At 66.2% G+C, this 23,683-nt stretch carries 22 protein-coding genes; 8 read left to right on the plus strand and 14 right to left on the minus strand.

Annotation, left to right across the window (positions count from 1 at the left end; all coding sequences use genetic code 11):
- Positions 1–27 precede the first annotated feature (27 nt).
- Genes HPS01S_RS11530 through HPS01S_RS11545 form a run of 4 tightly spaced genes read right to left on the minus strand, consistent with a single transcriptional unit; the run spans position 28 to position 3,138 of the window.
- Positions 28–795, minus strand: a complete 768-nt coding sequence (locus HPS01S_RS11530; protein ID WP_066155754.1) for a LamB/YcsF family protein — start codon at positions 793–795, stop codon at positions 28–30.
- Positions 792–1,844 (minus strand): 5-oxoprolinase subunit C family protein, encoded by a 1,053-nt coding sequence (locus HPS01S_RS11535; protein ID WP_066155757.1) that lies wholly within the window; start codon positions 1,842–1,844, stop codon positions 792–794. Before HPS01S_RS11535 ends, HPS01S_RS11530 begins: the two co-directional genes overlap by 4 nt.
- Positions 1,841–2,584, minus strand: coding sequence for a 5-oxoprolinase subunit PxpB (gene pxpB / locus HPS01S_RS11540; RefSeq protein WP_066155758.1), 744 nt, complete (start codon positions 2,582–2,584; stop codon positions 1,841–1,843). Before pxpB ends, HPS01S_RS11535 begins: the two co-directional genes overlap by 4 nt.
- 5 nt (positions 2,585–2,589) lie before the next feature.
- Complete coding sequence (locus HPS01S_RS11545) at positions 2,590–3,138, minus strand: winged helix DNA-binding protein (protein ID WP_066155760.1); 549 nt, start codon at positions 3,136–3,138, stop codon at positions 2,590–2,592.
- 170 nt (positions 3,139–3,308) lie between these two features.
- Here HPS01S_RS11545 and HPS01S_RS11550 point away from each other — a divergent pair, with 170 nt between their 5' ends.
- The 3 genes from HPS01S_RS11550 to HPS01S_RS11560 are packed head-to-tail and all read left to right on the plus strand — an operon-like array spanning position 3,309 to position 6,092.
- A complete protein-coding gene (locus HPS01S_RS11550; RefSeq protein WP_066155762.1) occupies positions 3,309–4,283 on the plus strand; it encodes a TRAP transporter substrate-binding protein in 975 nt (324 codons plus the stop codon).
- Positions 4,284–4,297: 14 nt separating this feature from the next.
- Positions 4,298–4,804 carry a TRAP transporter small permease gene (locus HPS01S_RS11555; RefSeq protein ID WP_066156067.1) on the plus strand — a complete coding sequence of 169 codons (507 nt, stop codon included), beginning with the start codon at positions 4,298–4,300 and terminating at the stop codon, positions 4,802–4,804.
- The gene (locus HPS01S_RS11560; RefSeq protein WP_066155763.1) at positions 4,797–6,092 is read left to right on the plus strand and encodes a TRAP transporter large permease; all 1,296 of its coding nucleotides are present in this window, start codon (positions 4,797–4,799) and stop codon (positions 6,090–6,092) included. Before HPS01S_RS11555 ends, HPS01S_RS11560 begins: the two co-directional genes overlap by 8 nt.
- A gap of 12 nt (positions 6,093–6,104) precedes the next feature.
- On the opposite strand, the gene HPS01S_RS11565 is transcribed toward HPS01S_RS11560, so the two are convergent.
- Positions 6,105–7,373 carry an NAD(P)/FAD-dependent oxidoreductase gene (locus tag HPS01S_RS11565; protein ID WP_066155766.1) on the minus strand — a complete coding sequence of 423 codons (1,269 nt, stop codon included), beginning with the start codon at positions 7,371–7,373 and terminating at the stop codon, positions 6,105–6,107.
- A 50-nt stretch (positions 7,374–7,423) separates the two neighbouring features.
- Between HPS01S_RS11565 and HPS01S_RS11570 the strand changes: the two genes are divergently transcribed.
- Positions 7,424–8,128 (plus strand): aspartate/glutamate racemase family protein, encoded by a 705-nt coding sequence (locus HPS01S_RS11570; RefSeq protein WP_066155769.1) that lies wholly within the window; start codon positions 7,424–7,426, stop codon positions 8,126–8,128.
- On the opposite strand, the gene lapB is transcribed toward HPS01S_RS11570, so the two are convergent.
- The 9 genes from lapB to gyrA form a co-directional block, all read right to left on the minus strand.
- Entirely contained in the window at positions 8,098–9,243 is a 1,146-nt protein-coding gene (gene lapB, locus HPS01S_RS11575) for a lipopolysaccharide assembly protein LapB (RefSeq protein ID WP_066155772.1), read from the minus strand. The two genes, HPS01S_RS11570 and lapB, sit on opposite strands and share 31 nt — an antisense overlap.
- Positions 9,233–9,535: a lipopolysaccharide assembly protein LapA domain-containing protein gene (locus HPS01S_RS11580; protein ID WP_066155775.1), complete on the minus strand. Its 303-nt coding sequence runs from the start codon at positions 9,533–9,535 to the stop codon at positions 9,233–9,235. Before HPS01S_RS11580 ends, lapB begins: the two co-directional genes overlap by 11 nt.
- A gap of 33 nt (positions 9,536–9,568) precedes the next feature.
- Positions 9,569–9,922: an integration host factor subunit beta gene (locus tag HPS01S_RS11585; RefSeq protein WP_341785663.1), complete on the minus strand. Its 354-nt coding sequence runs from the start codon at positions 9,920–9,922 to the stop codon at positions 9,569–9,571.
- Between the two features lie 51 nt (positions 9,923–9,973).
- On the minus strand, positions 9,974–11,650 hold the full coding sequence (gene rpsA, locus HPS01S_RS11590) for a 30S ribosomal protein S1 (RefSeq protein WP_066155779.1): 1,677 nt from the start codon (positions 11,648–11,650) through the stop codon (positions 9,974–9,976).
- 181 nt (positions 11,651–11,831) lie between these two features.
- Complete coding sequence (locus HPS01S_RS11595) at positions 11,832–13,850, minus strand: bifunctional 3-phosphoshikimate 1-carboxyvinyltransferase/cytidylate kinase (protein WP_066155782.1); 2,019 nt, start codon at positions 13,848–13,850, stop codon at positions 11,832–11,834.
- Between the two features lie 13 nt (positions 13,851–13,863).
- Positions 13,864–14,760, minus strand: a complete 897-nt coding sequence (locus HPS01S_RS11600; RefSeq protein WP_066155785.1) for a prephenate dehydrogenase — start codon at positions 14,758–14,760, stop codon at positions 13,864–13,866.
- Position 14,761: 1 nt separating this feature from the next.
- Positions 14,762–15,862 (minus strand): prephenate dehydratase, encoded by a 1,101-nt coding sequence (gene pheA / locus HPS01S_RS11605; RefSeq protein ID WP_066155788.1) that lies wholly within the window; start codon positions 15,860–15,862, stop codon positions 14,762–14,764.
- The gene (gene serC, locus HPS01S_RS11610; RefSeq protein ID WP_066155791.1) at positions 15,859–16,968 is read right to left on the minus strand and encodes a 3-phosphoserine/phosphohydroxythreonine transaminase; all 1,110 of its coding nucleotides are present in this window, start codon (positions 16,966–16,968) and stop codon (positions 15,859–15,861) included. Before serC ends, pheA begins: the two co-directional genes overlap by 4 nt.
- Positions 16,965–19,601 carry a DNA gyrase subunit A gene (gene gyrA / locus HPS01S_RS11615; protein ID WP_066155794.1) on the minus strand — a complete coding sequence of 879 codons (2,637 nt, stop codon included), beginning with the start codon at positions 19,599–19,601 and terminating at the stop codon, positions 16,965–16,967. Before gyrA ends, serC begins: the two co-directional genes overlap by 4 nt.
- A 250-nt stretch (positions 19,602–19,851) precedes the next feature.
- On the opposite strand from gyrA, the gene ompA reads away from it, so the two are divergent.
- From ompA to gph, 4 genes are all read left to right on the plus strand, one after another.
- Complete coding sequence (ompA, locus tag HPS01S_RS11620) at positions 19,852–20,520, plus strand: outer membrane protein OmpA (RefSeq protein ID WP_066155797.1); 669 nt, start codon at positions 19,852–19,854, stop codon at positions 20,518–20,520.
- An 800-nt stretch (positions 20,521–21,320) separates the two neighbouring features.
- Entirely contained in the window at positions 21,321–22,277 is a 957-nt protein-coding gene (locus HPS01S_RS11625) for a hypothetical protein (RefSeq protein WP_157576269.1), read from the plus strand.
- A 20-nt stretch (positions 22,278–22,297) separates the two neighbouring features.
- Positions 22,298–23,002, plus strand: a complete 705-nt coding sequence (gene ubiG / locus HPS01S_RS11630; RefSeq protein ID WP_066155803.1) for a bifunctional 2-polyprenyl-6-hydroxyphenol methylase/3-demethylubiquinol 3-O-methyltransferase UbiG — start codon at positions 22,298–22,300, stop codon at positions 23,000–23,002.
- Positions 22,999–23,670 (plus strand): phosphoglycolate phosphatase, encoded by a 672-nt coding sequence (gph, locus tag HPS01S_RS11635; protein ID WP_066155807.1) that lies wholly within the window; start codon positions 22,999–23,001, stop codon positions 23,668–23,670. The genes ubiG and gph overlap by 4 nt, the downstream gene beginning before the upstream one ends.
- Positions 23,671–23,683 lie beyond the last annotated feature (13 nt).

Raw genomic sequence — 23,683 nt, forward strand, 5'->3', positions numbered from 1 at the left:
GCCCACCCTGGTTCTCGAAGGACCGCCTCAGACCAGTGCCGGCAAGCCCGCCAGGCGGTGGCCAGCCGCTTCCAGCGCGGTGCGGATCGCCCGCGCAGCGGCCACGGCGCCGGGGCCGTCGCCGTGCACGCAGATGCTGTGGATGGGCGTGGGCAGGCGCTCGCCTTCGGCGGTGACGATGCCGCCGGCCTCCAGCATGTGCTGCACGTGCCGCACACAGTCGGCGGCGTCGTGCAGCACCGAGCCCGGTTGTGAGCGTGGCGTCAGCTGGCCGTCGGCCTGGTAGGTGCGGTCTGCGAACACCTCGCGCGCGACGCGCAGGCCGGCGGCTTCGCCCGCGCGCTCGAGCGCCGAGAGGGCGGGCGCCAGAAGAATCAGCTGCGGGTCCAGCGCCTTGACGGCGCGCGCCACGGTGGCGGCCATGGCCTCGTCGGCGCAGGCCATGTTGTTCAGTGCGCCGTGCGGCTTGACGTGGGTCACGCGACCGCCTTCCGCGGAGGCCATGGCCTGCAGCGCGCCGACCTGGTAGAGGATGGCCGCTTCCAGTTCCCTGGGCGAGAGCTGCATCACCCGCCGGCCGAAGCCCTGCAGGTCGGGGAAGGCCGGGTGTGCGCCCAGGCTCACGCCGTTGGCGATGGCCAGGCGCACGGTCTCGCGCATCACCACCGGGTCGCCGGCGTGGAAGCCGCAGGCGATGTTGGCGCTGTTGATGACGGTCAGCAGTTCGGCGTCGCTGCCCATGGTCCAGGCACCGAAGCTTTCGCCGAGGTCGGCGTTGAGGTTGATGGGGCTCATGGTGTGTCCTCTCCGGGGTGGGTGGCGAGCATGCCGGAAATCAGGTTGCGGCCGTAGAGCGCGGCCTCGTCGATGTGGCCCGGCGGCAGGAAGGCCTCGCGGCCCGCCAGCCATTGCTGCCAGCGCGTGCGCTGGGCGGTCAGGGCCTCGTGCGCCTGTTCCGCCGTCACGGGCGCGAAGCGCACACGCGTGCCCGGCCGCAGGTGCGCCAGCCGCGGCAGGTCGGCGGTGATGACGGTCGCGATCTTGGGGTAGCCGCCCACGGTCTGGCCATCGGCCAGCAGCACGATGGGCTGGCCGTTGGCCGGCACCTGGATCACGCCCGGCGTCACGCCGTCGGACACGATGTCGGCGGCGTCTGCGCTGGTGTGCGCGAGTGCCTCGCCTTCCAGACGCAGGCCCATGCGGTCCTGTGCGGGTGTGGCCTGCCAGTCCTGCGCGAAGAAGCTCGCCAGCGCGTCGGGGGTGAAATGGTCGTCCTGCGGGCCAGGCATTACGCGGATCGGGCCGGTCTCGGGTTCCCAGGGTGAGCGGCAGCGCCATTCGCGCGGGTCGCCGCTGCCGGCCTCGCCACAAGGCAGCACGTCGCCCGGCTGGAAGGCGCGGCCCAGCACACCCGACAGGCCGGCGCGCCAGTAGCTGGCGCGGCTGCCGAAGGCCGGCGCCAGGGCGATGCCGCCTGCCACCGCCAGGTAGGCGCAGCCGCTGTCGGCGCTGCCCAGCTGCAGGGTCTCGCCCTCGTGCAGCGTGGCGGTCTGCCAGGCGGGCAGGGGCGTGCGGGCGCCGTCCTCTCGCATGCGCTGCGCGCCGATGCGGCCGGCCAGCGCGACGCGCACGGGTCCGCGCTTCACCCGCAGCGCCGTGCCGACGCCGCGCAGCTCCAGCACCGCCGCGTTCAGATCGTTGCCCAGCAGCGCGTTGGCGGCCCGGGCCAGCGGCGCGTCGAGCCAGCCCGAGAGCGGCAGGCCGTGGTGCCGGTGGCCCGGACGGCCCCGGTCCTGTACGGTGGTGCCGATGCCGGGCTGCAGGACTTCCAGCTGGCCGCTCATGTCGCAGACTCTTTCAGGAAGGTCTCGCGCGGCAGGCCGTTGGCGATCTCGCGCGCGAGCCGGTCGTGGGTGTCGCGGTCCACCGCGGTCCAGCGCACCTCGTCGCCTGCGGCGAGCATGGCGGGTTGTTCGGTCTGCGCCGGGTCGAACAGCACCACCGGCGTGCGCCCCAGCAGGTTCCAGCCCCCCGGGCTCTCCCAGGGATAGACCGAACACATGTCCAGCGCGATGGCCACCGACTTCGCGGGCACCTTCTGTCGCGGCGAGGGCAGGCGTGGCGTGACCAGCGTGGGTGGCAGTCCGCCCATGTAGGGGAAGCCGGGCTGGAAGCCGAGCATGTAGACCCGGAAAGCGGCGCCCAGCAGCTGGCTGATCACCTCGGACCGGCTCAGTTGCTTCAGCTCGCACACGCGCGGCAGGTCGGGTGCGAAGTCGTCGTCGAAGCACACGGGCAGCTGCCACTGGCGTCCTTGCACAGTGGTCTGCTGACCCTCCTGCGCCATGGACAGCAATTGCCGGCCCAAGGCAGTGGCGTCGCCCGCCCAAGGGTCGAAATGCACCGTGAGCGAGCGGAAGGTCGGCACCACATCGGTCACCGGGGCCAGCAGCGGATCGTTCTGGCGCGCGGCCGCGACCCGCCCGGCCAGGCCCATGACGCGCGCGTTGGTTGCCGCGTCGATGGCGTGGCCGAACTCCACCGTCCAGGCGCTGTCGCCCAGGGGCAGCAGACGTGGGGTCATGACGCTCACAACGACGCCGCCGACCGGGCGGCCTGGTCGTACATGCCCGAGAGCACGCGCAGCAGGCGCGCCAGCTCGCCGATGTCCTTGTTCAGTGCATCGTCGGCGTGCAGCGCCTGGATCAGGCATTGCTCGCGGATCTCGCGGTAGCGCTGGACGAAGGCGCTGCCGGACTCGGTGGCCGCGTAGGTCACTTCCTTGCCCGACTTGCTCGATGCCACCACGCCCAGGCTCGCCAGCTTCTTGAGCGAGTAGTTCACCAGGTGCGTGTCCTCGATGTTCATGATGAAGCAGATGTCGGACAGGCGCTTGTCGCGCGCGCGGTGCGTCACGTGGTGCAGCACCAGCACGTCCAGCGGCATCAGGTCCTTCAGCCCGGCGGCGGCCATGCAGTGCACCACCCAGCGGTGGAAGGCGTTGCTGGCCACGATCAGGCCGAACTCGAACTCGCTCATCTCCGCGCTCTGGGGCGAGACCAGGTGCGCAGAGGACACGATGGGCGATCGTGGTGCGGCGGTGACTGGCGTGCTGCTTGCTTGGGCTGACTTGGCCATGGGTCGGTTTCCGTGGTGGGCGGGCGCCTGTATTTGACGACAATTTACCAACGATTTGTCAACAATAAGGGAAAACACTGGTCACAATCTGTTGCCATGACCCCTACAGTGCATGCACCCGTCTTCTGCGGTCGGTGCCGCGGTTTGTTCAACCTGCAACTGGAGCTTTCATGAAACGTCGCGCTTTCCAACTCTCCATGGCCTTCGCTGCCATCGGCCTCTCGACCTCGGCGTTCGCCCAGGCCAAGTGGGACCTGGCCACCGCCTACCCGGCGAGCAACTTCCACACGGTCAACATCAACCAGTTCGTGGCCGACGTGGACAAGGCCAGTGGCGGCAAGCTCAAGATCACGGTGCACCCCAACGCCGCGCTGTTCAAGGCGCCCGAGATCAAGCGCGCGGTGCAGGGTGGCCAGGCGCAGGCCGGCGAGATCCTGCTGGTGAACTACCAGAACGAGTGGCAACTGTTCGGCGCCGACGGCCTTCCGTTCGTGGCCGACAGCTACGACGAGGCCGCCAAGCTGTGGAAGGCGCAGCGCCCGCTGCTGGAGAAGAAACTGGCCGAGCAGGGCATGATGGTGCTGTTCGCCGTGCCGTGGCCGCCGCAGGGTGTCTACAGCAAGAAGCCGCTGAACAGCGCCGCCGACCTCAAGGGCATCAAGTGGCGCGCCTACAGCCCCGCCACCGCCCGCATCGCCGAACTGGTGGGCGCACAGCCGGTGACGGTGCAGGCCGCCGAAGTCAGCCAGGCCTTCGCCACCGGCGTGACCGAAAGCATGATGTCCAGCGGCTCCACCGGTGCCGACGCCAAGCTCTACGAGCATGTGAAGTACTGGTACGACACCCAGGCCTGGCTGCCCAAGAACGCTCTGCTGGTGAACAAGAAAGCCTTCGACACGCTGGACAAGCCCACGCAGGACGCGGTGCTCAAGGCGGCTGCCGACGCCGAGACGCGCGGCTGGGACGCCAGCAAGAAGGCCAACACCGAAAGCCTGGACAAGCTCAAGGCCGGCGGTATGCAGATCCTGCCCGCGCCAGCCGCGCTCAAGGCCGACATGAAGAAGGTCGGCGACACCATGCTCAAGGAGTGGCTGGACAAGGCGGGTCCTGAGGGCCAGGCCCTGGTCGACGCGTTCCGCAAGTGAGCGGCGGCAGCAGCATGCGGCGCGCGCTCGACGCTCTGTACGACGGCTGCGCCTGGCTCGCGGCGGTGTTCATGATCGGCGTGCTGGTCATGGTGCTGCTGTCGGTGCTGGGGCGCCAGTTCAATTTCCATGTGCCGGGCACCGACGCCTACGCGGGTTACAGCATGGCGGCGGCCGGCTTCCTGGCACTGGCGCACACGCTCAAGCGCAACGAGCACATCCGCGTCACGCTGGTGCTCGGCAAGCTCACAGGCGGTGCGCGCCGGGGCATGGAGCTGTGGTCGCTGAGCGCGGCGGTGCTGCTGTCCGGCCTGTTTGCCTGGTTCTCGCTGCGGCTGGTGATGCAGTCGCACGAGTTCAACGACATCTCCACCGGCAACGACGCCACGCCGCTGTGGATTCCGCAGCTGGGCATGGCGCTGGGCACGCTGGTGCTGCTCATCGCGTTTGTGGACGAATGGGTGCTGGAACTGCGCGGCCAGCGCCAGCACATCGGCGGACCGGAGACGCGCCATGAATGAGATGCTGGTCACCGGTTTTCTGATCGTCGCGCTGTTCCTGCTGCTGGGCAGTGGGGTCTGGATCGGCCTGACGCTGGCCGGCGTAGCCTGGATCGGCATGGAGCTGTTCTCCTCGCGCAGCGCGGGCGACGCCATGGCGGTCACCATCTGGGGCTCGGCCAGCAGCTGGACACTCACCGCCTTGCCGCTGTTTGTGTGGATGGGCGAGATCCTGTTCCGCACCAAGTTGTCCGAGAACATGTTCAAGGGGCTGGCGCCCTGGGTGAATGCGCTGCCGGGCCGGTTGCTGCACACCAACATCCTGGGCAGCACCATCTTCGCCGCGGTGTCCGGCTCCTCGGCCGCGACCTGCGCCACCATCGGCAAGATGACCATTCCCGAGCTCACCGAGCGCGGTTACCCGCCCGAGCGCGTGATCGGCTCGCTGGGTGGCGCCAGCACGCTGGGGCTGCTGATTCCGCCCTCGATCGTGATGATCGTGTACGGCGTCGCAGCCGAGGTGTCGATCGCCAAGCTGTTCGTCGCCGGCGTGATACCCGGGCTGATGCTGGCGGGCCTGTTCAGCGGCTACCTGATGGTCTGGGCGCTGATGAACCCGGACAAGATTCCCGAAGCCGACGCCGGCATGAGCTTTGGCGAGAAGCTGCGCGCGTCCAGCGAGCTGATTCCGGTGATCCTGCTGATCGGCGGTGTGATCGGCTCGATCTATGTCGGCGTGGCCACCGCGACCGAGGCGGCGGCCATCGGTGTGGTCGGTGCGCTGCTGCTGTCGGCCTACCAGAGGTCGCTCTCGTGGCAGAGCTTCAGGGATGCGCTGCTGGGCGCCACGCGCCTGTACTGCATGATGGCCCTGATCCTGGCGGGCGCCGCCTTCCTCACGCTGTCGATGGGCTACATCGGCCTGCCGCGCCATCTGGCCGAATGGGTCGGATCGCTGGGCCTGTCGCCCGGCCTGCTGCTGATCGCGCTGGCGCTGTTCTACATCCTGCTGGGGTGCTTCTTGGACGGCATCTCGATGATCGTGCTGACCATGGGCGTGATCATTCCCACGGTGCAGGCCGCAGGCATCGACCTGATCTGGTTCGGCATCTTCATCGTGATCGTGGTCGAGATGGCGCAGATCACGCCGCCCGTGGGCTTCAACCTCTTCGTGCTGCAGGGCATGACGCGGCGCGAAATCAACTGGATCGCGCGGGTCTGCATGCCGTACTTCCTGCTGATGGTGCTGGCGGTGTGTCTGCTGTTCTGGTTCCCGCAAATCGTGATGTGGCTGCCGGGGAACATGTGACCGCTGGCCGGTTCAGGCGCGCAGGAAGCGCTGCGGCCTGAACGGGTGCGGGTCGATGGCGCTCGGTTCGCCCAGCATCAGTTGCGCCAGCAACTCGCCGGTGCCCGGGCCGGTGGAAAAGCCGATGTGCTGGTGACCCAGCGCCAGCCACAGCGCCTCCTGCCCCGGGCATTCACCGATCATCGGCCTGCAGTCGGGCAGGGTGGGGCGGCTGCCCAGCCAGTCGGGGTCGGAAGTGCGGTCACCCAGCGGCATCGCTTCCCGCGCAGTGCGTTCGGCCACCTCGAGTTGCGCCTGGTGGGGCGGCGCGAATTGCGCGTTCAGCTCGACACCCGTGGTCAGCCGCAGCCCCTGCGCCATCGGCGCCAGCACGTAGCCGCCAGCGGTGTCGTACACCGGCCGGTACAGCACTGTACCCTCGGCGGGGTGGAAGTGGCGGTGCTGGCCGCGCTCGAAGCCCATGGGCAGGCGCAGGCCGAACTGCCCGCGCAGGAAGTCGCGCGACCAGGGGCCAAGCGCCACCACCACATGGTCGGCTTCGAGCGGTGTGCCGCTGCGGGTGTGAACCGTCCAGCCGCCGCTGTGGCGATGCAGCCCGGTGGCCTCGTCCGTGCGCACCGCGCCGCCGAGCGCCTGGAGCCAGGCCGCATAGCTGCGCACCACCTCGCCGGGGCTGTCGACCGAGCTGGCGTCCTGCACCCACAGCGCGCGCGGGAACATTGGCTTCAGGTGGGGCTCCAGCTCGTGCAGCGCGGCCGCATCCAGCACGCGTGTGGCCACGCCGAAGCGCGCCAGCGTCTCGCGCCCGAAGGCGCCACTGTCGAAAGCGGCCTCGCTGCGGTAGAGAAACAGCCAGCCGTCGTCGCGGCGGCGGTGTGCGATGCCCGCCTCGGCCATCCAGCGCCGGTGGACGGTGCCGGAGTGGCGGATCAGCGCGTCCAGCGCGGTGGTGGTTTCCTGAAAGTCGGCAGCCCGCGCATGGCCCAGAAACGACAACCCCCAGCGCCACTGGCCCAGCACCCACGGCAGGTGGTAGCGAAAGCCCGGGTTTTTCCCGCGCAGCAGCGCCGGCAGCTGGGCCCACAGCCCTGGGTGGTTGAACGGCATCAGCGAACTGCGCGCCAGCACGCCCGCGTTGCCATGCGAGGTGGCGGCGCCGGGACCCAGCGGGTCGAGCACCGTGACGTCCATGGACCGCTGGCGCAGCGAGAGGGCACAGGCAATACCCACCATGCCGGCGCCCAGCACCACAGCGCGCTGCCCTGGTCTGGCCTGCGTCATGCTTCAATCACCTTCTTGTTGCTTCGGATGTGGACGCACAGCTTATCGCCATGAATGGTTCGGACAGCGGTGAAAAGGCCTTTCTCGGCGTGATCGTGCTCGACACGCGCTTCCCGCGTCCGCCCGGCGACATCGGCTGTCCGCAGACCTGGACGCGGGCCGGCATCCCGGCCCGGCTGCGTGTCGTGCCAGGGGCATCGGCACGGCGCGTGGTGCAGCAACAGGACCCGGCACTGCTCGGCCCGTTCATCGACGCGGCCCGCTCTCTGGCGGATGACGGTGCACGCCTGATCTCCACCAGCTGCGGTTTCCTCGCCGGGTGGCAGGCCGAACTGCAGGCCGTGGTCCCGGTGCCCGTGATCACCTCCAGCCTGCTGCAATGTGCCGACCTGCCCGCACCGGGCATCGTCACCTTTGACGCGGCCTCGCTGCACCCATCCCTGCTGCGCAAGGCCGGTGTGCCCGCCGGAACACCGGTGCAAGGCCTCGCTCCCGGCTGCGAGCTGCAGTCGCGCATCCTCGCCGATGACACGGTGCTGGACCTGGCGCAGGCGCAGCAAGATGTGGTGGCGGCGGCCATGAGGCTGGTGTCGCGGCACCCGCAGGTGCGGACTGTGGTGCTGGAGTGCACCAACATGCCGCCTTACCGTGCGGCCGTCGAAGCGGCGACCGGTCGGCCGGTGCACGACCTGGAGACCTGGCTGCTGGCCGTCTGGCGCCGTGCTCAGAGTTCTTCGACGCGGCGAGCCGGGTAGCTGTCCCAGCTCTGGCAGCCCGGGCAGTGCCAGAAGTGCTGGCGTGCCTCGAAGCCGCAGGCGGCGCAGCGGTAGCGCTTGAGCGGAGCGGCCGCATGTTCGAGCGCCGCCTGGACCCGCTTCTGGGCAGCGGGGTCCGACAGGGTTTCGCCGGCCAGCCACTGGGTGGCCGCCACCAGGGAAGGTTCCCGCTCCAGGTGGCTGAGGTAGTGCCTCCGGGCCGCTGTCGCGCTGCCGCTGAGCGTGGCCAGCGCCTCGGTGATGTCCAGCGAGGGGCCGTGGGCCTGCGCCTCGTTGAGCAGGGCGATGGCTTCCTGCTGGCGCCCGGTGGCGATTGAAAGGTCGGCGATGGGTCGCGCCGCCAGCGGAAAGCCCTGCGGCGCATGGCGCACCAGTTGCAGCAGCGTGTCGAATGCACCCTTGGTGTCGCCCTGCTGCGCTTTCAGCGCCGACAGCGCCATCCAGCCGCGGACCATCTGCGGCGCGCGCTCCACCGCCTTGTTGAGCAGGCGCTGGGCCTCCGCGGCGTCCCCCTGGCTCATGGCCAGCTCGGCCTCTTCACAGAGGTAGTGTGCAAGGCGGGGCGTGAAGCTGCCCTGGTGGGTGTCCTCCAGGCGCTGGGCGAGGATCTGCGCCTGGGGCCAGTCGCGCGAGCGTTCGGCGATCGACAGCAGCGCCATCAGGGCTTCGCCCTCGTAGGCAGACCCTTCCAGCTTGTGCAGGGCGGACTCGGCACGGTCCAGCAGGCCCGCCTTGAGAAAGTCCAGCGCCAGCGCATGCTGGGCGCGGTCGCGGTCCTTGCGGCCGATGTCGGCGCGGGCCAGCAGGTGCTCGTGTACCCGCACGGCGCGGTCGTAGTCGCCGCGGCGGCGGAACAGGTTGCCCAGTGCGAAGTGCAGCTCGGCGGTGTCGGGGTCTCCTTGCACCGCCTCGATGAAGGCGTCGATGGCCTGGTCCTGCTGTTCGTTGAGCAGGTGGTTCAGTCCCCGGAAATAGGCCTTGGGCGTCTGGCGGCTTTCCATGCGCCACTGACGCAGGTCGAGGCGTGAGGCCAGCCATCCGAGTGCAAAGGCCAGGGGAAGGCCCCAGAGGAGCCAGGTCAGGTCAAGTTCCATTCGGGGGGCGGGACGCGGTGGACACTGCGTCCGGGACGGCGGGAGGCAAGGGTATGGGTGCGGTTGCCGGTCGGGCTGCTGAACGCCGACGCGCCCGCAGCCACAGCGGCAGCATCACCACCACACCCAGCACCACGCCCAGGAGCAAGGCGCACAGAAGAATCAGCACCAGCGGGGCCTGCCAGCGGGCTCCGAAGAACAGGTGCATGGTGACCGTGTCCTGATTGTTCAGCGCGAAGGCGAACAGAACAAAAAAAATGGCTGCATTGAGCAGCCACGTCAGGTATTTCAAATCATCCCCTCTGTGGTGGGACGATTGTAGCGATCAGGCCGTATTTTTCGGCTCTCGACCCAGGATCTCCGCCGTCTTGGCATCCACCTGCTCGCGCAGGGCTTTGCCAGGCTTGAAGTGGGGCACCCGCTTCTCGGGGATCATCACGCTCTCGCCCGAGCGCGGATTGCGTCCGATGCGGGGCGAGCGGCGGTTGACAGAGAAGCTGCCGAACCCGCGGATCTCGATCCGGTGGCCTTTCACCAGGGCATCGCCCATCGCGTCCAGGATCGCCTTGACAGCGAACTCTGCATCGCGGTGGGTGAGCTGGCCGAACCGGCTGGCCAGTGCTTCGACAAGGTCGCTGCGGGTCATGACTGAACTCGGGCGTTGGTGTGTCCGGAACAGCGCCGGGCCCTGCCGGTGCGTGAAGCACCGGCAGAAGCCTCAGGCTGGATCTCAGTTGTTGCTGTCCAGCTTGGCCTTGAGCAGGGCGCCCAGGTTGGTCGTACCGGCGTTGCCGGTGTTCTGGTTCAGGCTGGCCATGGCTTCGTTCTGGTCGGCCATGTCCTTGGCCTTGATCGACAGCTGGATGTTGCGGGTCTTGCGATCCACGTTCACCACCACGGCCGTGACTTCGTCGCCTTCCTTGAGCACGTTGCGGGCATCTTCCACGCGGTCGCGGGAGATTTCCGAGGCGCGCAGGTAGCCGATGACGTCTTCGCCCAGGTCGATCTCGGCGCCCTTGGCGTCCACAGTCTTGACCTTGCCGGTCACCACGGAGCCCTTGTCGTTGACCGACACGAAGGTGGTGAACGGGTCGCCGTCGAGCTGCTTGATGCCCAGGGAGATGCGCTCGCGCTCGACGTCGATGGCCAGCACGATGGCTTCGACTTCCTGGCCCTTCTTGAAGTTGCGCACGGCGGCTTCGCCCGGCTCGTTCCAGGACAGGTCGGACAGGTGCACCAGACCGTCGATACCGGCGGCCAGACCCACGAACACGCCGAAGTCGGTGATCGACTTGATCGGGCCCTTGACGCGGTCGCCGCGCTTGGTCTGCTCGGCGAACTCGTGCCAGGGGTTGGCGCGGCACTGCTTCATGCCCAGGGAGATGCGACGCTTGTCTTCGTCGATGTCCAGCACCATGACTTCGACCTCGTCACCCAGCGACACCAGCTTGGACGGGGCCACGTTCTTGTTGGTCCAGTCCATTTCGGAAACGTGCACCAGGCCTTCGATGCCGGGTTCGAGCTCCACGAACGCGCCGTAATCGGCGATGTTGGTGATCTTGCCGAACATGCGGGTACCTTGCGGGTAGCGGCGGGCCACGCCCATCCAGGGGTCGTCGCCCATCTGCTTCAGACCCAGCGAAACGCGGTGCTTCTCGGTGTCGAACTTCAGGATCTTGGCGGTGATTTCCTGGCCAGCCGTCACCACTTCGCTCGGGTGACGGACACGGCGCCATGCCATGTCGGTGATGTGCAGCAGGCCGTCGATGCCACCCAGGTCCACGAACGCACCGTATTCGGTGATGTTCTTGACCACGCCGTTGACGATGGCACCTTCCTTCAGGGTTTCCATCAGCTTGGCGCGCTCTTCGCCCATGGAGGCTTCCACCACAGCGCGGCGGCTCAGCACCACGTTGTTGCGCTTGCGGTCGAGCTTGATGACCTTGAATTCCAGGGTCTTGTTCTCGTAGGGGGTCAGGTCCTTGGTGGGACGGCTGTCGACCAGCGAGCCCGGCAGGAAGGCGCTGATGCCGTTGACCATGACCTTGAGGCCGCCCTTGACCTTGCTCGAGGTCGTGCCGGTGACGAACTCGCCGGACTCCAGGGCCTTTTCCAGGGCCATCCAGGAGGCCAGACGCTTGGCCTTGTCGCGCGACAGCAGGGTGTCGCCGAAGCCGTTTTCGACGGAGTCGATCGCCACGGACACGAAATCACCGACCTGGACTTCGAGTTCGCCCTGGTCGTTCTTGAATTCGTTCAGAGGCACGTAGGCTTCCGACTTCAGACCGGCGTTGACCACCACGTGGTTGTGCTCGATGCGCACGACTTCGGCGGTGATGACCTCACCCGAGCGCATTTCTGCGCGCTTCAGGGACTCTTCGAAGAGGGCGGCAAAAGATTCAGACATTGAATTTCCTATGACCACCTGGCGTCGGACAGCAGCAGCACCGAAGGAGGGTGCGCGAGGAATCGACGTGTGGGCGGCGTTGACGTTGCGGTGCGTGACACCGCGGGTTAAGTGAAAGAACCATGGGGCCTGCGGGCTGTGAACACCCGGCGGGGCCTTCTGGGCCATCGAAAAAGGCGGTTCAGTTGCCTGGAACCGCCGTTGTGCCTTGCCACCAGTCAAGAACCAGTTGCACCGAGGCTTCGATGCTCAGGTCCGAGTTGTCCAGCAACTGGGCGTCTTCCGCGGGCTTCAAGGGTGCGTGTGCACGGGACATGTCCCGGTGGTCGCGCGCCTTGAGGTCTGCCAAAAGGTCGTCGATGTTAGCAGAAATTCCCTTGGAAATCAATTGTTTATGGCGTCTCTGGGCCCGTTGTTCGGCGCTGGCGGTGAGGAACACCTTCAGGCCTGCGTCCGGGAAGATCACCGTGCCCATGTCGCGCCCATCGGCCACCAGCCCCGGCAGGCGCCGGAAGCTTTGCTGCAGGCCATGCAGCGCCGCCCTCACCGCCGGGTGCTGGGACACCCGGGAGGCCATGCCTCCGGTGGATTCCAGCCGCAACGGATCGGTGATGTCCCGGCCGGCAAGGTAGACCCGGTGATCGCGGAAGGCCAGGGGCAGATGGGCTGCCAGGCGGGCGAGGGCCGTTTCATCATCCAGGTCCAGTCCGGCGTCCTGTGCGGCCAGGGCCGTGGCGCGATAGAGCGCGCCGGAGTCCAGCAGGTGAAAACCCAGTCGTTTGGCAACCTCGGAGGCCAGCGTGCCCTTGCCTGAGGCGGTAGGGCCATCAATGCAGATCACAGGGATGTGCGCCGCCGGTGTGGCACACAGCTCGAACAGGGTTTCGAAGTAGTCCGGGAAGGTCTTGGCCACGCACTTCGGGTCTTCGATGCGCACGGTGACACCATCCGGATTGAAGGCGGCCAGCGAAAAGCACATGGCGACGCGGTGGTCGTCGTAGGTGTGGATGCTCGCACCCGTCCAGCGGGCGGGCGGCGTGACGCGGATGAAGTCTGCACCTTCCTCGACTGTCGCTCCCAACTTGCGGCATTCGATGGCCATTGCCGCGATCCGGTCGGTTTCCTTGACGCGCCAGCTCGCGATGTTGCGCAGTGTGGTGGTGCCGTCGGCGTAAAGCGCCATCACAGCGAGCGTCATGGCGGCGTCGGGGATGTGGTTGCAGTCCAGGTCAATGGCCTTCAGGGGCCACTTGCCTCGCCGGATGTGCAGGCGGTTGGCTTCACCCGTCACCTCGGCACCCATCATCCGGGCCGCCTCGACGAACCGGATGTCGCCCTGTATCGACGACAGCCCCACGCCCTCGATGGTCACGCCATCTGTGCCCTCACGGGCAGGCGCCAGCGCACCCAGCGCGATGAAATAGCTCGCTGACGAGGCGTCTCCTTCGACGTGGACCAGCCCGGGCGACACATAGCGGCTGCCGGCGGGGATCGTGAATCGGGACCATTCGTCGCGCTGCACGTGCACACCAAACCGCTCCAGGAGGTTGAGCGTGATCTCTATGTAGGGCTTGGAAATCAGTTCGCCGACTACGTCGATTACCACCGGGCGCTCTCGCGCCACCAGCGGCAGGGCCAGCAGCAGCGCCGTGAGGAACTGGCTGGAAACGTCGCCCCGCACCCGGATGGGCTGGTCCAGACGAAGCACAGAAGGTGTGCCATTGCCCAGGCGCAGCGGCGGGTAACCCTCCTGACCGAGGCAGTCCACCGGGCAACCCAGCTGGCGCAGCGCGTCGACGAGGTCGCCGATGGGCCGCTCGTGCATGCGCGGGATGCCGCTCAGCTCGAAACACCCGCCCTGCTCGGCGGCCAGCAGCGCAAGCGCCGCGGTAAGTGGCCGCATGGCGGTGCCGGCATTGCCCAGGAACAGTGCGGCCCCTTTCACCGGCAGCTGACCGCCCAGACCGTGCACGCGCAGCAGGTTGTCGGGGCGCTGTTCAATGCGGCAACCCAATTGGTCCAAGGCGGCCAGCATGACGCGCGTGTCGTCCGAATCGAGCAGGTCGGCAATGTCGGTGTGGCCGGCGCTCAGGGCCGAGAGCAGCAGCACACGGTTGGAGATGCTCTTGGATCCGGGCAGGCGGACGGTGCCGCCCGCGCTGGCCAGAGGCGGGATGTCGAGATGGGCAATGGCGTACATGCGCTGGAGGAGGTCAGCTCTGGGGCTTGTGGGCGCTCATGCGCCACCGCGAGCGGGTCTGGCTGGCTTTGTCGATCAGTGCTTCGAGCGCGTCTGGATTGCCTGCAGCGATGGCGGACTCGAACGCGTGCAGAGCGCGCTGGAACTGTCGGGACTGTGCGATCAATTCCTCGCGGTTGGACAGCAGGATGTCGCGCCAGACGCTGGGGTCGCTGGCGGCGATCCGCGTGAAGTCGCGGAAACCGGGGCCGGCCAGGGCGAGGAACTGTTTGCCGTGCTCATGACCCGCGATGGCGTTCATGAGTGCAAACGCAATCATGTGCGGCAGGTGGCTGACCGCAGCGTAGGCGGCATCGTGTGCCTCGGGCGACATGCGCTGCACATGACAGCCCAGAGCCGCCCAGAGCTGGGCCGCCTTCTCCAGTTGAACTGTCTGGGTGCGTTCGATGGGGGTGAGGATGACCTGGCGGCCCTGGTACAAGTCCGCGTCGGCGTTCTCGACGCCCGCCAGCTCCTTGCCTGCGATCGGGTGCGCCGGCACGAACACGCCCACCTGATCCTTGAGCACGCGCCGTGCCGCGTCGATGACTTCCCGTTTGGTCGAACCCACATCCATCACCAGCGTGTCCTTGGTCAGCAGGTGGCGGATTGCCTTGAAGGTGGCTTCGGTTGCTGACACCGGAACGGCGACCAGCACCAGATCGGCGCCCGAGACGGCGAGCAGGGCGGAAGGCGCCTCAATGTCGATGACACCCATCTGGCGGGCGCGTTCGGTGGTGGATGGCGACTTGCTGTACCCGACGACACGCTTGACCAGCCCGGCCTTCTTCATGGCCAGCGCAAACGATCCACCCATCAGGCCGCAGCCGATCAGGCCCAGTTGTTCAAATTTGAGAGGAGGGGCGTTCATGTCATTCGCTGACCGGGTAGGCACCCAGCACCTTGTAGAACGCACACAGGCCCTGCAGCTCCTTCAGGGCTGCTGCCACGTTGGGCTGCGAGGGGTGACCCGCGAGGTCGATGTAGAAGTAGTACTCCCACTGGCCGGACTTGGCCGGGCGGGACTCGAACCGCGTCATGGAGACACCGTTGTTCTTCAGCGGCACCAGCAGGTCGTGCACCGCACCCGGGCGGTTCGGCACCGACACCACGAGGCTGGTGCAGTCGCGCCCGGAGGCGGGCGGCGTGGCCAGGGTCTGCGGCAGACAGATCACCAGGAAGCGTGTGCGGTTGTAGGCCTCGTCCTGGATGGCGTGCGAGACGATGTGCAGGCCGAACTGCGCCGCGGCGCGCTCGCTTGCAATCGCCGCCCAGGCCGGGTTGGTGGCAGCGAGCCGCGCGCCTTCTGCGTTGCTTGAAACGGCGCGCCGTTCTGCCCTGGGCAGGTGCTGTGTGAGCCAGCCCTGGCACTGGGCCAGCGCCTGTGGGTGGGCCAGCACCACCTCGACCGCGTCCAGGTTGTTCACCTGGCGCAGCAGGTTGTGGCGCACCAGCAGGCTGACTTCGCCCACCACGTGCACGGGTGAGCGCAGGAACAGGTCCAGCGAGCGCGCCACCACACCTTCCGTGGAGTTCTCGACGCCGACCACACCGAACTGGGCTGTGCCTGCGGCGGTCGCGTGGAACACCTCGTCGAAGCTGCTGCAGTAGATCAGGTTGGCGGCGCTGCCGAAGAACTCGATCGCGGCCTGTTCGGTGAACGTGCCTTCGGGGCCGAGCACGGCTACGCGCTGCGGGGCTTCCAGCGCCAGGCAGGCCGACATGATCTCGCGCCAGATGGACGCCACGTGCTGGTTCAGCAGCGGGCCCTGGTTGGCGTTCTGGATCTTGTCGATCACTTGGGCCACACGGTCAGGGCGGAAGAAGGGCGAGCCTTCGGCCCGTTTGATCTCGCCCACCTGTTCGGCGACACGGGCACGCTGGTTCAGCAGGGACAGCAGTTGCTGGTCGATGCTGTCGATCTGCACGCGCAGACCGGCGAGCGCTTCGGACTGAACGGGTTGCTGGCTCATGCGCAGGTCTTCTCGAAATCGCGCATGTAGTCCACCAGTGCCTGCACGCCCGCCAGTGGCATGGCGTTGTAGATGCTGGCACGCATGCCTCCCACCGACTTGTGGCCTTTGAGTTGCAGCAGGCCGCGCTCTTTCGCCCCCGCGAGGAAGGCATCGTTGCGGCTCTCGTCGCGCAGAAAGAAGGGCACGTTCATGCGAGAACGGCAGTCTCTGGCCACCTTGTTCACGTAGAACTGGGAATGGTCAATGAAGTTGTAGAGCAGGTTGGCTTTGCCCAAGTTGCGCGCCTCCATGGCGGCGATACCGGTGAAATCACCTTCCTTCTGGCGCTTGAGCCACTGGAACACGAGCCCGGCCATGTAGATGCTGTAGGTGGGCGGGGTGTTGTACATGGACGCGTTGTCGGCCACGACACGGTAGTCGAATGCGCTCGGGCAGATCGACAGGGCCTGGCCCAGCAGGTCCTCGCGCACCACCACCAGCGTCACACCCGCCGGACCGAGGTTCTTCTGAGCTCCACCGAAGGCCAGGCCCACGCGCGCCCAGTCCACCGGACGGGACGCAACGTGCGACGAAAAGTCGATCACCAACGGAGCATTGCTGCCCAGGGCCTTGAGATCGGGCAGCTCGTGAAACTCCACACCGTGGATGGTCTCGTTGCTGCAGATGTGCACATACTGTGCACCGGGGCTGATCTTCCAGCCAGCCGGGGCGGGCAGGGTGGTATGACCGTCGGCTTCATTGCTTGCGACAACGTTCGCGGTCGCGTACTTGCGGGCCTCCTTGGCCGACTTCTGGCTCCAGCCGCCGGTCACGACGAAGTCAACGGTGCCTCCGCGAGACAGGTTCATCGGCACGATCGCGTTTTCCGCCAGTCCCCCGCCCTGCATGAACAGGATGCGGAAGTGGGCTGGAACGGCGAGCAGTTCGCGCAGGTCGGCCTCGGCCTGCGCCGCGATGGACATGAACTCCTTGCCGCGGTGGCTCATCTCCATCACGCCCATGCCGGAACCATTCCAGTTCAGCATCTCGGCAGCGGCTTGTTGCAGCACTTCTTCTGGAATCGCGGCCGGGCCGGCCGAGAAGTTGTAGGGGCGCTGGGTCATTCGGCGTCACCCGCCACGTCGTCGTTTCCTTCTGCTGCTTCGGGTGCGTTGGCATCGTTTTCCACGATGCGCTGCAGACCCGACAGCTCGGCCCCTTCGTCCAGCGCGATCAGCGTCACACCCTGGGTGGCGCGGCCCATCTCGCGGATCTCGCTCACCCGGGTGCGCACCAGCACGCCCTTGTCGGTGATCAGCATGATCTCGTCATCGCTGTGCACCAGCGTGGCGGCCACGACCTTGCCGTTGCGCTCACTTTGCTGGATGGCGATCATGCCCTTGGTGCCGCGGCCGTGGCGGGTGTATTCGCCGATCGGCGTGCGTTTGCCGTACCCGTTGACCGTGGCGGTGAGCACACTCTGCTGTTCGTCCTCGGCCACCAGCATGGCGATCACGCTCTGGCCGTCTTCGATCATCATGCCGCGCACGCCGCGCGCATTGCGACCCATCGGGCGCACATCGTTTTCGTCGAACCGCACGGCCTTGCCACCGTCGCTGAACAGCATCACATCATGCTGACCGTCGGTCAGCGCCGCACCAATCAGGAAGTCGCCTTCGTCCAGGTCGACAGCGATGATGCCGGCCTTGCGCGGGTTGCTGAACTCGGTCAGCGCGGTCTTCTTGACCGTGCCCATGCTGGTCGCCATGAACACGTAGTGGTCGGCCGGGAAGCTTCGGAACTCGCCGGTCAGCGGCAGCACCACGTTGATCTTCTCGCCTTCCTGCAGCGGGAACATGTTGACGATCGGTCGGCCGCGCGAGCCGCGCGAGCCGGCGGGCACTTCCCAGACCTTGAGCCAGTAGAGCCGGCCGCGGTTGGAGAAGCACAGGATGTAGTCGTGCGTGTTGGCGATAAAGAGCTGGTCGATCCAGTCGTCTTCCTTGGTGGCGGTCGCCTGCTTGCCCCGGCCGCCGCGCTTCTGCGCGCGGTACTCGGACAGCGGCTGGCTCTTGATGTAGCCGCTGTGGGACAGCGTCACCACCATGTCGGTGGGCGTGATCAGGTCTTCTGTCGAGAGGTCCTGGGCGCTGTGCTCGATCTCGCTGCGGCGGGCGCCCAGCTTGGTCTGGCCGAACTCGTTCTTCACCGCCACCAGCTCTTCGCTGATGATGGTCGAGACGCGTTCGGGTTTGGCCAGGATGTCCAGCAGATCGTCGATCTCGGCCATCACATCCTTGTACTCGGCGACGATCTTGTCCTGCTCCAGCCCGGTCAGGCGCTGCAGGCGCATCTGCAGGATTTCCTGGGCCTGCGTTTCGCTCAGACGGTACAGGCCGTCGCCCTGCATGCCGAACTCACGTTCCAGGCCCTCGGGGCGGTAGTCGTCGGCGTTGACGGTGCCGCCGTCGGCCTTGGCGCGGGTGAGCATCTCGCGCACCAGCTGGCTGTCCCACGAGCGGGTCATCAGCTCGGCCTTGGCCACCGGTGGCGTGGGGCTCTCGCGGATGATCTTGATGAATTCGTCGATGTTGGCAAGAGCAACAGCCAGGCCTTCAAGCACGTGGCCGCGGTCGCGCGCCTTGCGCAGGTTGAAGACGGTGCGGCGGGTGACGACCTCGCGGCGGTGCTCCAGGAAGACGGTGATCAGATCCTTGAGATTGCACAGCTTGGGCTGACCGTCGATCAGCGCCACCATGTTGATGCCGAAGGTGTCCTGCAGCTGCGTCTGCTTGTACAGGTTGTTCAGCACGACCTCGGGCACTTCGCCGCGCTTGAGCTCGATCACCAGACGCATGCCAGACTTGTCCGACTCGTCCTGGATGTGGCTGATGCCTTCGAGCTTTTTCTCGTGCACCAGTTCGGCGATACGCTCCTGCAGCGTCTTCTTGTTGACCTGGTACGGGATCTCGTCAACGATGATCGCCTGGCGCTGGCCCTTGTCGATGTCCTCAAAATGCACCTTGGCGCGCATCACCACGCGGCCTCGGCCGGTGCGGTAGCCGTCCTTGACGCCGTTGATGCCGTAGATGATGCCGCCGGTGGGGAAGTCCGGTGCCGGGATGATCTCCATCAGCTCGTCGATGGAGCAGTCCGGGTTCTTCAGCGAATGCAGGCAGGCGTCCACCACCTCATTGAGGTTGTGCGGCGGGATATTGGTGGCCATGCCGACCGCGATACCGCCCGAGCCGTTGACCAGCAGGTTGGGCAGGCGGGTCGGCAGCACCAGGGGCTCTTTTTCGGAGCCGTCGTAGTTCGGACCGAAATCCACCGTTTCCTTGTCGATGTCCGCGAGCATCTCGTGCGCGATCTTGGACATGCGGATTTCGGTGTAGCGCATGGCCGCAGCGTTGTCGCCATCCACCGAACCAAAGTTGCCCTGACCGTCCACCAGCATGTGGCGCAGAGAGAAGTCCTGTGCCATGCGAACGATGGTGTCGTACACCGCGCTGTCGCCGTGCGGGTGGTATTTGCCGATGACGTCGCCAACGATGCGGGCCGACTTCTTGTATGGGCGGTTCCAGTCGTTGTTGAGCTCATGCATGGCATACAGAACGCGGCGATGCACAGGCTTGAGGCCGTCCCGGGCATCCGGCAAGGCGCGCCCCACGATCACGCTCATCGCGTAGTCGAGATAGCTGCGGCGCATTTCCTCTTCAAGGCTGATCGGCAGGGTTTCTTTGGCGAACTGGGTCATGAGCTTTGAAGGGGTCCGTGACGGAGAGGGAAAGCCAACAATTTTAGTAGACGGGTCGGCCGCCGGTTCGGTTGGTGCCATGTTGTGTGTGGGCAACGTGCGGACGAGCGTTGTGGGCGACCTTGTCCCCGCGCCGACCTTGGTATTCCAGAGGCTTGTGGCACAATGATTTGAGCGTTACAGGTGGTGGTCACCTCGAGCGCGTTCAATCAGAAATCAGCCGTCTGCGGCTTACTCCAAGAGGAAAACCATGAAAAAACTGAACTCAGTGGCAATGCTGTTCGCAACCGCCGCCATGGCATCGGCTGCTTTCGCTGCTCCCTCGAGCGGTACTGCGACGAACGACAACTGGCGCAGCGGCCATGGCAACCTCCAATGGAAGAACGGTGATGGCACCCTGTGCTGGCGCGATGCCAACTGGACGCCCGCCACTGCAGCCAAGGGCTGTGACGGCGCCATCGTGCCGGCGCCCGCCCCCGCGCCTGCTCCGGCACCCGCACCTGCTGCTGCCCCGGCTCCGGCGCCCGCACCGGCCCCCGCTCCCGCACCGGCCCCTGCTGCCACCAAGGTGACCTACGCCGCCGACGCCTTCTTCGATTTCGACAAGGCTGTTCTGAAGCCTGAAGGCAAGGCCAAGCTGGACGATCTGGCCGACAAGGTCAAGGGCATCAACCTGGAAGTGGTGATCGCTGTTGGCCACACCGATGCCACCGGTACTGACGGATACAACCAGAAGCTGTCCGTGCGTCGTGCCGAAGCCGTCAAGGCCTATCTGGTGAGCAAGGGCATCGAAAGCAACCGCGTCTACACCGAAGGCAAGGGCGAAGGCCAGCCGGTGGCAGACAACGGCACCAAGGAAGGTCGTGCCAAGAACCGCCGCGTGGAAGTCGAGGTGGTGGGCACCCGCACCAACAAGTAAGACTTGCCGGTCTCGTTTCTTTCAATAAGCCCCAGGCGTGCAAATGCCTGGGGCTTTTTGCTGGGCGCCCGATGCTGTGTCCTGGGCTTCGCCAGCATCCTGACGGCACCGTTGCATGCGGGTGAGGCACTTGTCCTCTCGCCAGAATGCCTCGACGTCGTTGTGCCCTCGGGCATTCAGCGCCCGGTCGTGGTGGCTGTGTTGTCGCCCAGGATGGTTTACAGCATGACCGAGTGGCCCCGAATGAGGGCTGCTGCGGAGGCAGAGGGTTTTGATACTGTCGCCTGGTGGGCGCCAGATCTGACGAATGATGAGGGTGTCCTGGCGGCACAAAGGGCCGGGTGGTCGGTCCGCGAGATGGCCGATGTGGTCCGGGTGCCCGACGCGTGTGCCGGATCGTTGGGGCATCCGAATCACTTTCCATACAGCAGGGTGCTGGACCGAGGTGGGATGCATGCCTGGCCGATCTGGGGTGTGATGCCGAATCAAGCCTGGGTGGATTCCTTGCGCTGGCGGTTGTGGTCGCTGCAGCAACCCAGGGAGGGGCGCAGACCATGACTCCGGCGGTCTTGCGACGAATGGTCCCGTGGACTCTGGCCTGCTGCATTGGCCTGGCTTGGTCCGCAGACGTCACCGGGCCTTCCTGCATTCCCGCGGTCAGCTACCTGCCCCTGGACGCCGCGGTCGTGGGGACTGACGCGAACGGCGTACCCGCCTTGGGCACCTATGAACGCATCAGCCCTGACGGGCGGTTTGTGTTGCGCTCGTACTCAGGCAAACGCCTCGGAGAGGTGTCGTTGATGGAACTGCCCTCCGAGCCGGACGATCGTATCCGAGCCTACCGGACACCCTTGAGCAACGAGGCCTTTCCGGTGCAGGGCAGCTGGCGATACTTGGTGGATGTGGATGGACGCCATTTCCGTCTGCGCGACGTGCTGCGGTCCGAGGCGGGTGCCAAACCGCTCTTCCAGGGGGGCATGCGGGGCTTCTACGCGGCTGCATCCGAACTGGATGCCCGCGATGTGCCAGATCCGTCCCTCGTCTGGATCAGGTCCATGAGTTGGCCGCAAGGCGACCGGTCCGGTCAGGGCACGGGGCCGTTGCAGGTCAGGACCATCGCGATCCTCGACGATGGCCGGGCGGCAGAGGTCGTGTCCGACACCGGCCCCCAGTTCATCTGTGGCTCTAGGCGGGCCGTCGACGGTGGGGTGTACACCTTGCCCATGATTTCTGTGGATGGGCGCGAGTTTTCAGCCATACCCATCAACCCACGGGTGGGTCAACCATCGATGCGTGTGTATGGGCTGTCGTCCGTGATTCCGGGTGCGGATCATGGTTGTGAGCCTCGGATGGACCTCAAGGCTTCGCCGGGGAAGGCCGTGTTCGCATTCCCGGGCCTTGACTCCGCGATGCTGGCCTACACCGACAACGCCAGCGTGTACTTCGTGGACCGGCGCGCCCCGCTGCAGGACCAGGTGTTTCGCATTGATGACGAGCGCACGCAGGTGCTGGCGAGTGCTTTTCCCGGATTCACTCGCGACGGCCGTATCTTGTTTGGCGCCACTTGGCAGGATTGCACGGTCCATGGCCGGTGTGAAAGCCGGGCCGGCTATGTGGTGGCCGACCCATATCAGAATGCCGACTACCGGCAACAGGTTCAACGCCTCGGTCTGTCGACGGAGAAGCTCTGCATCACACACGCCGATGTCCAGAGGGAGCGCAGGCACTTCGCCTCCGAACTGGGGCTGGCGCCCTGAGCACATGGGACAATGAAAACATGAACAACGTCAATGCCGACCCGGCCGAACTGGCCAAATTCTCTGATTTGGCTCATCGCTGGTGGGACCCTGACAGCGAGTTCAAGCCTCTGCATCAGATCAACCCTTTGCGACTGGGCTGGATTGATGGCCAGGTGTCGCTGGCGGGCAAGCGCGTTCTGGACATCGGATGCGGCGGCGGCATCCTGTCCGACTCCATGGCGCGCAAGGGCGCGGACGTCACGGGCATTGATCTCTCAACCAAGGCGTTGAAGGTCGCGCAGTTGCATGCGCTGGAAGCCGGAACACAGAACGTGTCGTATCGCGAGATCAGTGCCGAGGCGCTGGCGCAGGAGCAGCCCGCCGGCTTCGATGTGGTGACCTGCATGGAGATGCTCGAGCATGTCCCGGACCCCTCTTCGGTTGTCCGCGCGTGTTCCGCGCTCGTGAAGCCTGGCGGCTGGGTCTTTTTTTCGACCATCAACCGCAACCCCAAATCGTTCCTGTTTGCAATTGTCGGCGCCGAGTATCTGTTGCGCATGCTCCCCAAGGGCACGCACGAATACGCCAAGATGATCCGTCCGAGCGAGCTGGCAGCGCATTGCCGCGCAGCGGGTTTGTCTCTTGAGCAAACCCGGGGCATGGAATACAACCCCTTGACCCAGCGCTACTGGCTCAGCAGCGACACCAGCGTGAACTACCTGGTGTCCAGCCGCAAGCCATGACGTCTTTTGCTGGCGTTCGCACGGTGCTGTTCGATCTGGACGGCACCCTGATCGACAGTGCTCCCGATCTGGCGGGTGCTGCCAACGCCATGCGCATCAGCCGCCAACTGACGCCAATTCCCCTGGATCGTTACCGCGCGCATTCGGGCTCTGGTGCGCGCGGCATGTTGCGGGTGGCTTTCGATACCGGACCTGGCGATCACGGCTTTGAAGACCTCAAGCAGGAATTTTTCGATCACTACCAGAGCCGGTTGCTGCTGCAGACATGTCTGTTCGACGGTGTCGAGAGGCTGGTGGGCAGGCTGATGGAGCAGGGCCTCTTCTGGGGCGTGGTGACCAACAAGGGCGAGCGCTTCACCCGGCCGCTGACCCAGTCCATGCCGCTGTTTGCCAGGGCTGCCGCCGTCATCAGCGGCGACACCACGCCACACACCAAGCCCCATCCCGAGCCACTGCTGGAAGCAGCCCGCCGCATCGGGGTTTCGCCCGCGGATTGCCTCTACGTGGGCGACGACATTCGCGACATCCAGGCCGGTCGCGCCGCGGGAATGCGCACGGTGGCTGCGATGTACGGCTACCTGGGGCCAGAGGCCGACGTGTCGACCTGGGGCGCGGACGAAATCATTGAGGTGCCCCTTGGGCTCTTGAAATGGCTGGGACTGCCTTAAACTACCGATTCCA

Source organism: Hydrogenophaga pseudoflava NBRC 102511 (assembly GCF_001592285.1).
GTDB lineage: Bacteria > Pseudomonadota > Gammaproteobacteria > Burkholderiales > Burkholderiaceae_C > Hydrogenophaga > Hydrogenophaga pseudoflava.

Excerpts from the sequence above, each read along its gene's own strand:
- HPS01S_RS11530 (WP_066155754.1), bottom strand. The coding sequence starts at position 795 with ATGAGCCCCATCAACCTCAACGCCGACCTCGGCGAAAGCTTCGGTGCC.
- HPS01S_RS11535 (WP_066155757.1), bottom strand. The coding sequence starts at position 1,844 with ATGAGCGGCCAGCTGGAAGTCCTGCAGCCCGGCATCGGCACCACCGTA.
- pxpB (WP_066155758.1), bottom strand. The coding sequence starts at position 2,584 with ATGACCCCACGTCTGCTGCCCCTGGGCGACAGCGCCTGGACGGTGGAG.
- HPS01S_RS11545 (WP_066155760.1), bottom strand. The coding sequence starts at position 3,138 with ATGGCCAAGTCAGCCCAAGCAAGCAGCACGCCAGTCACCGCCGCACCA.
- HPS01S_RS11550 (WP_066155762.1), top strand. The coding sequence starts at position 3,309 with ATGAAACGTCGCGCTTTCCAACTCTCCATGGCCTTCGCTGCCATCGGC.
- HPS01S_RS11555 (WP_066156067.1), top strand. The coding sequence starts at position 4,298 with ATGCGGCGCGCGCTCGACGCTCTGTACGACGGCTGCGCCTGGCTCGCG.
- HPS01S_RS11560 (WP_066155763.1), top strand. The coding sequence starts at position 4,797 with ATGAATGAGATGCTGGTCACCGGTTTTCTGATCGTCGCGCTGTTCCTG.
- HPS01S_RS11565 (WP_066155766.1), bottom strand. The coding sequence starts at position 7,373 with ATGACGCAGGCCAGACCAGGGCAGCGCGCTGTGGTGCTGGGCGCCGGC.
- HPS01S_RS11570 (WP_066155769.1), top strand. The coding sequence starts at position 7,424 with ATGAATGGTTCGGACAGCGGTGAAAAGGCCTTTCTCGGCGTGATCGTG.
- lapB (WP_066155772.1), bottom strand. The coding sequence starts at position 9,243 with ATGGAACTTGACCTGACCTGGCTCCTCTGGGGCCTTCCCCTGGCCTTT.
- rpsA (WP_066155779.1), bottom strand. The coding sequence starts at position 11,650 with ATGTCTGAATCTTTTGCCGCCCTCTTCGAAGAGTCCCTGAAGCGCGCA.
- HPS01S_RS11595 (WP_066155782.1), bottom strand. The coding sequence starts at position 13,850 with ATGTACGCCATTGCCCATCTCGACATCCCGCCTCTGGCCAGCGCGGGC.
- HPS01S_RS11600 (WP_066155785.1), bottom strand. The coding sequence starts at position 14,760 with ATGAACGCCCCTCCTCTCAAATTTGAACAACTGGGCCTGATCGGCTGC.
- pheA (WP_066155788.1), bottom strand. The coding sequence starts at position 15,862 with ATGAGCCAGCAACCCGTTCAGTCCGAAGCGCTCGCCGGTCTGCGCGTG.
- serC (WP_066155791.1), bottom strand. The coding sequence starts at position 16,968 with ATGACCCAGCGCCCCTACAACTTCTCGGCCGGCCCGGCCGCGATTCCA.
- gyrA (WP_066155794.1), bottom strand. The coding sequence starts at position 19,601 with ATGACCCAGTTCGCCAAAGAAACCCTGCCGATCAGCCTTGAAGAGGAA.
- ompA (WP_066155797.1), top strand. The coding sequence starts at position 19,852 with ATGAAAAAACTGAACTCAGTGGCAATGCTGTTCGCAACCGCCGCCATG.
- HPS01S_RS11625 (WP_157576269.1), top strand. The coding sequence starts at position 21,321 with ATGGAACTGCCCTCCGAGCCGGACGATCGTATCCGAGCCTACCGGACA.
- ubiG (WP_066155803.1), top strand. The coding sequence starts at position 22,298 with ATGAACAACGTCAATGCCGACCCGGCCGAACTGGCCAAATTCTCTGAT.
- gph (WP_066155807.1), top strand. The coding sequence starts at position 22,999 with ATGACGTCTTTTGCTGGCGTTCGCACGGTGCTGTTCGATCTGGACGGC.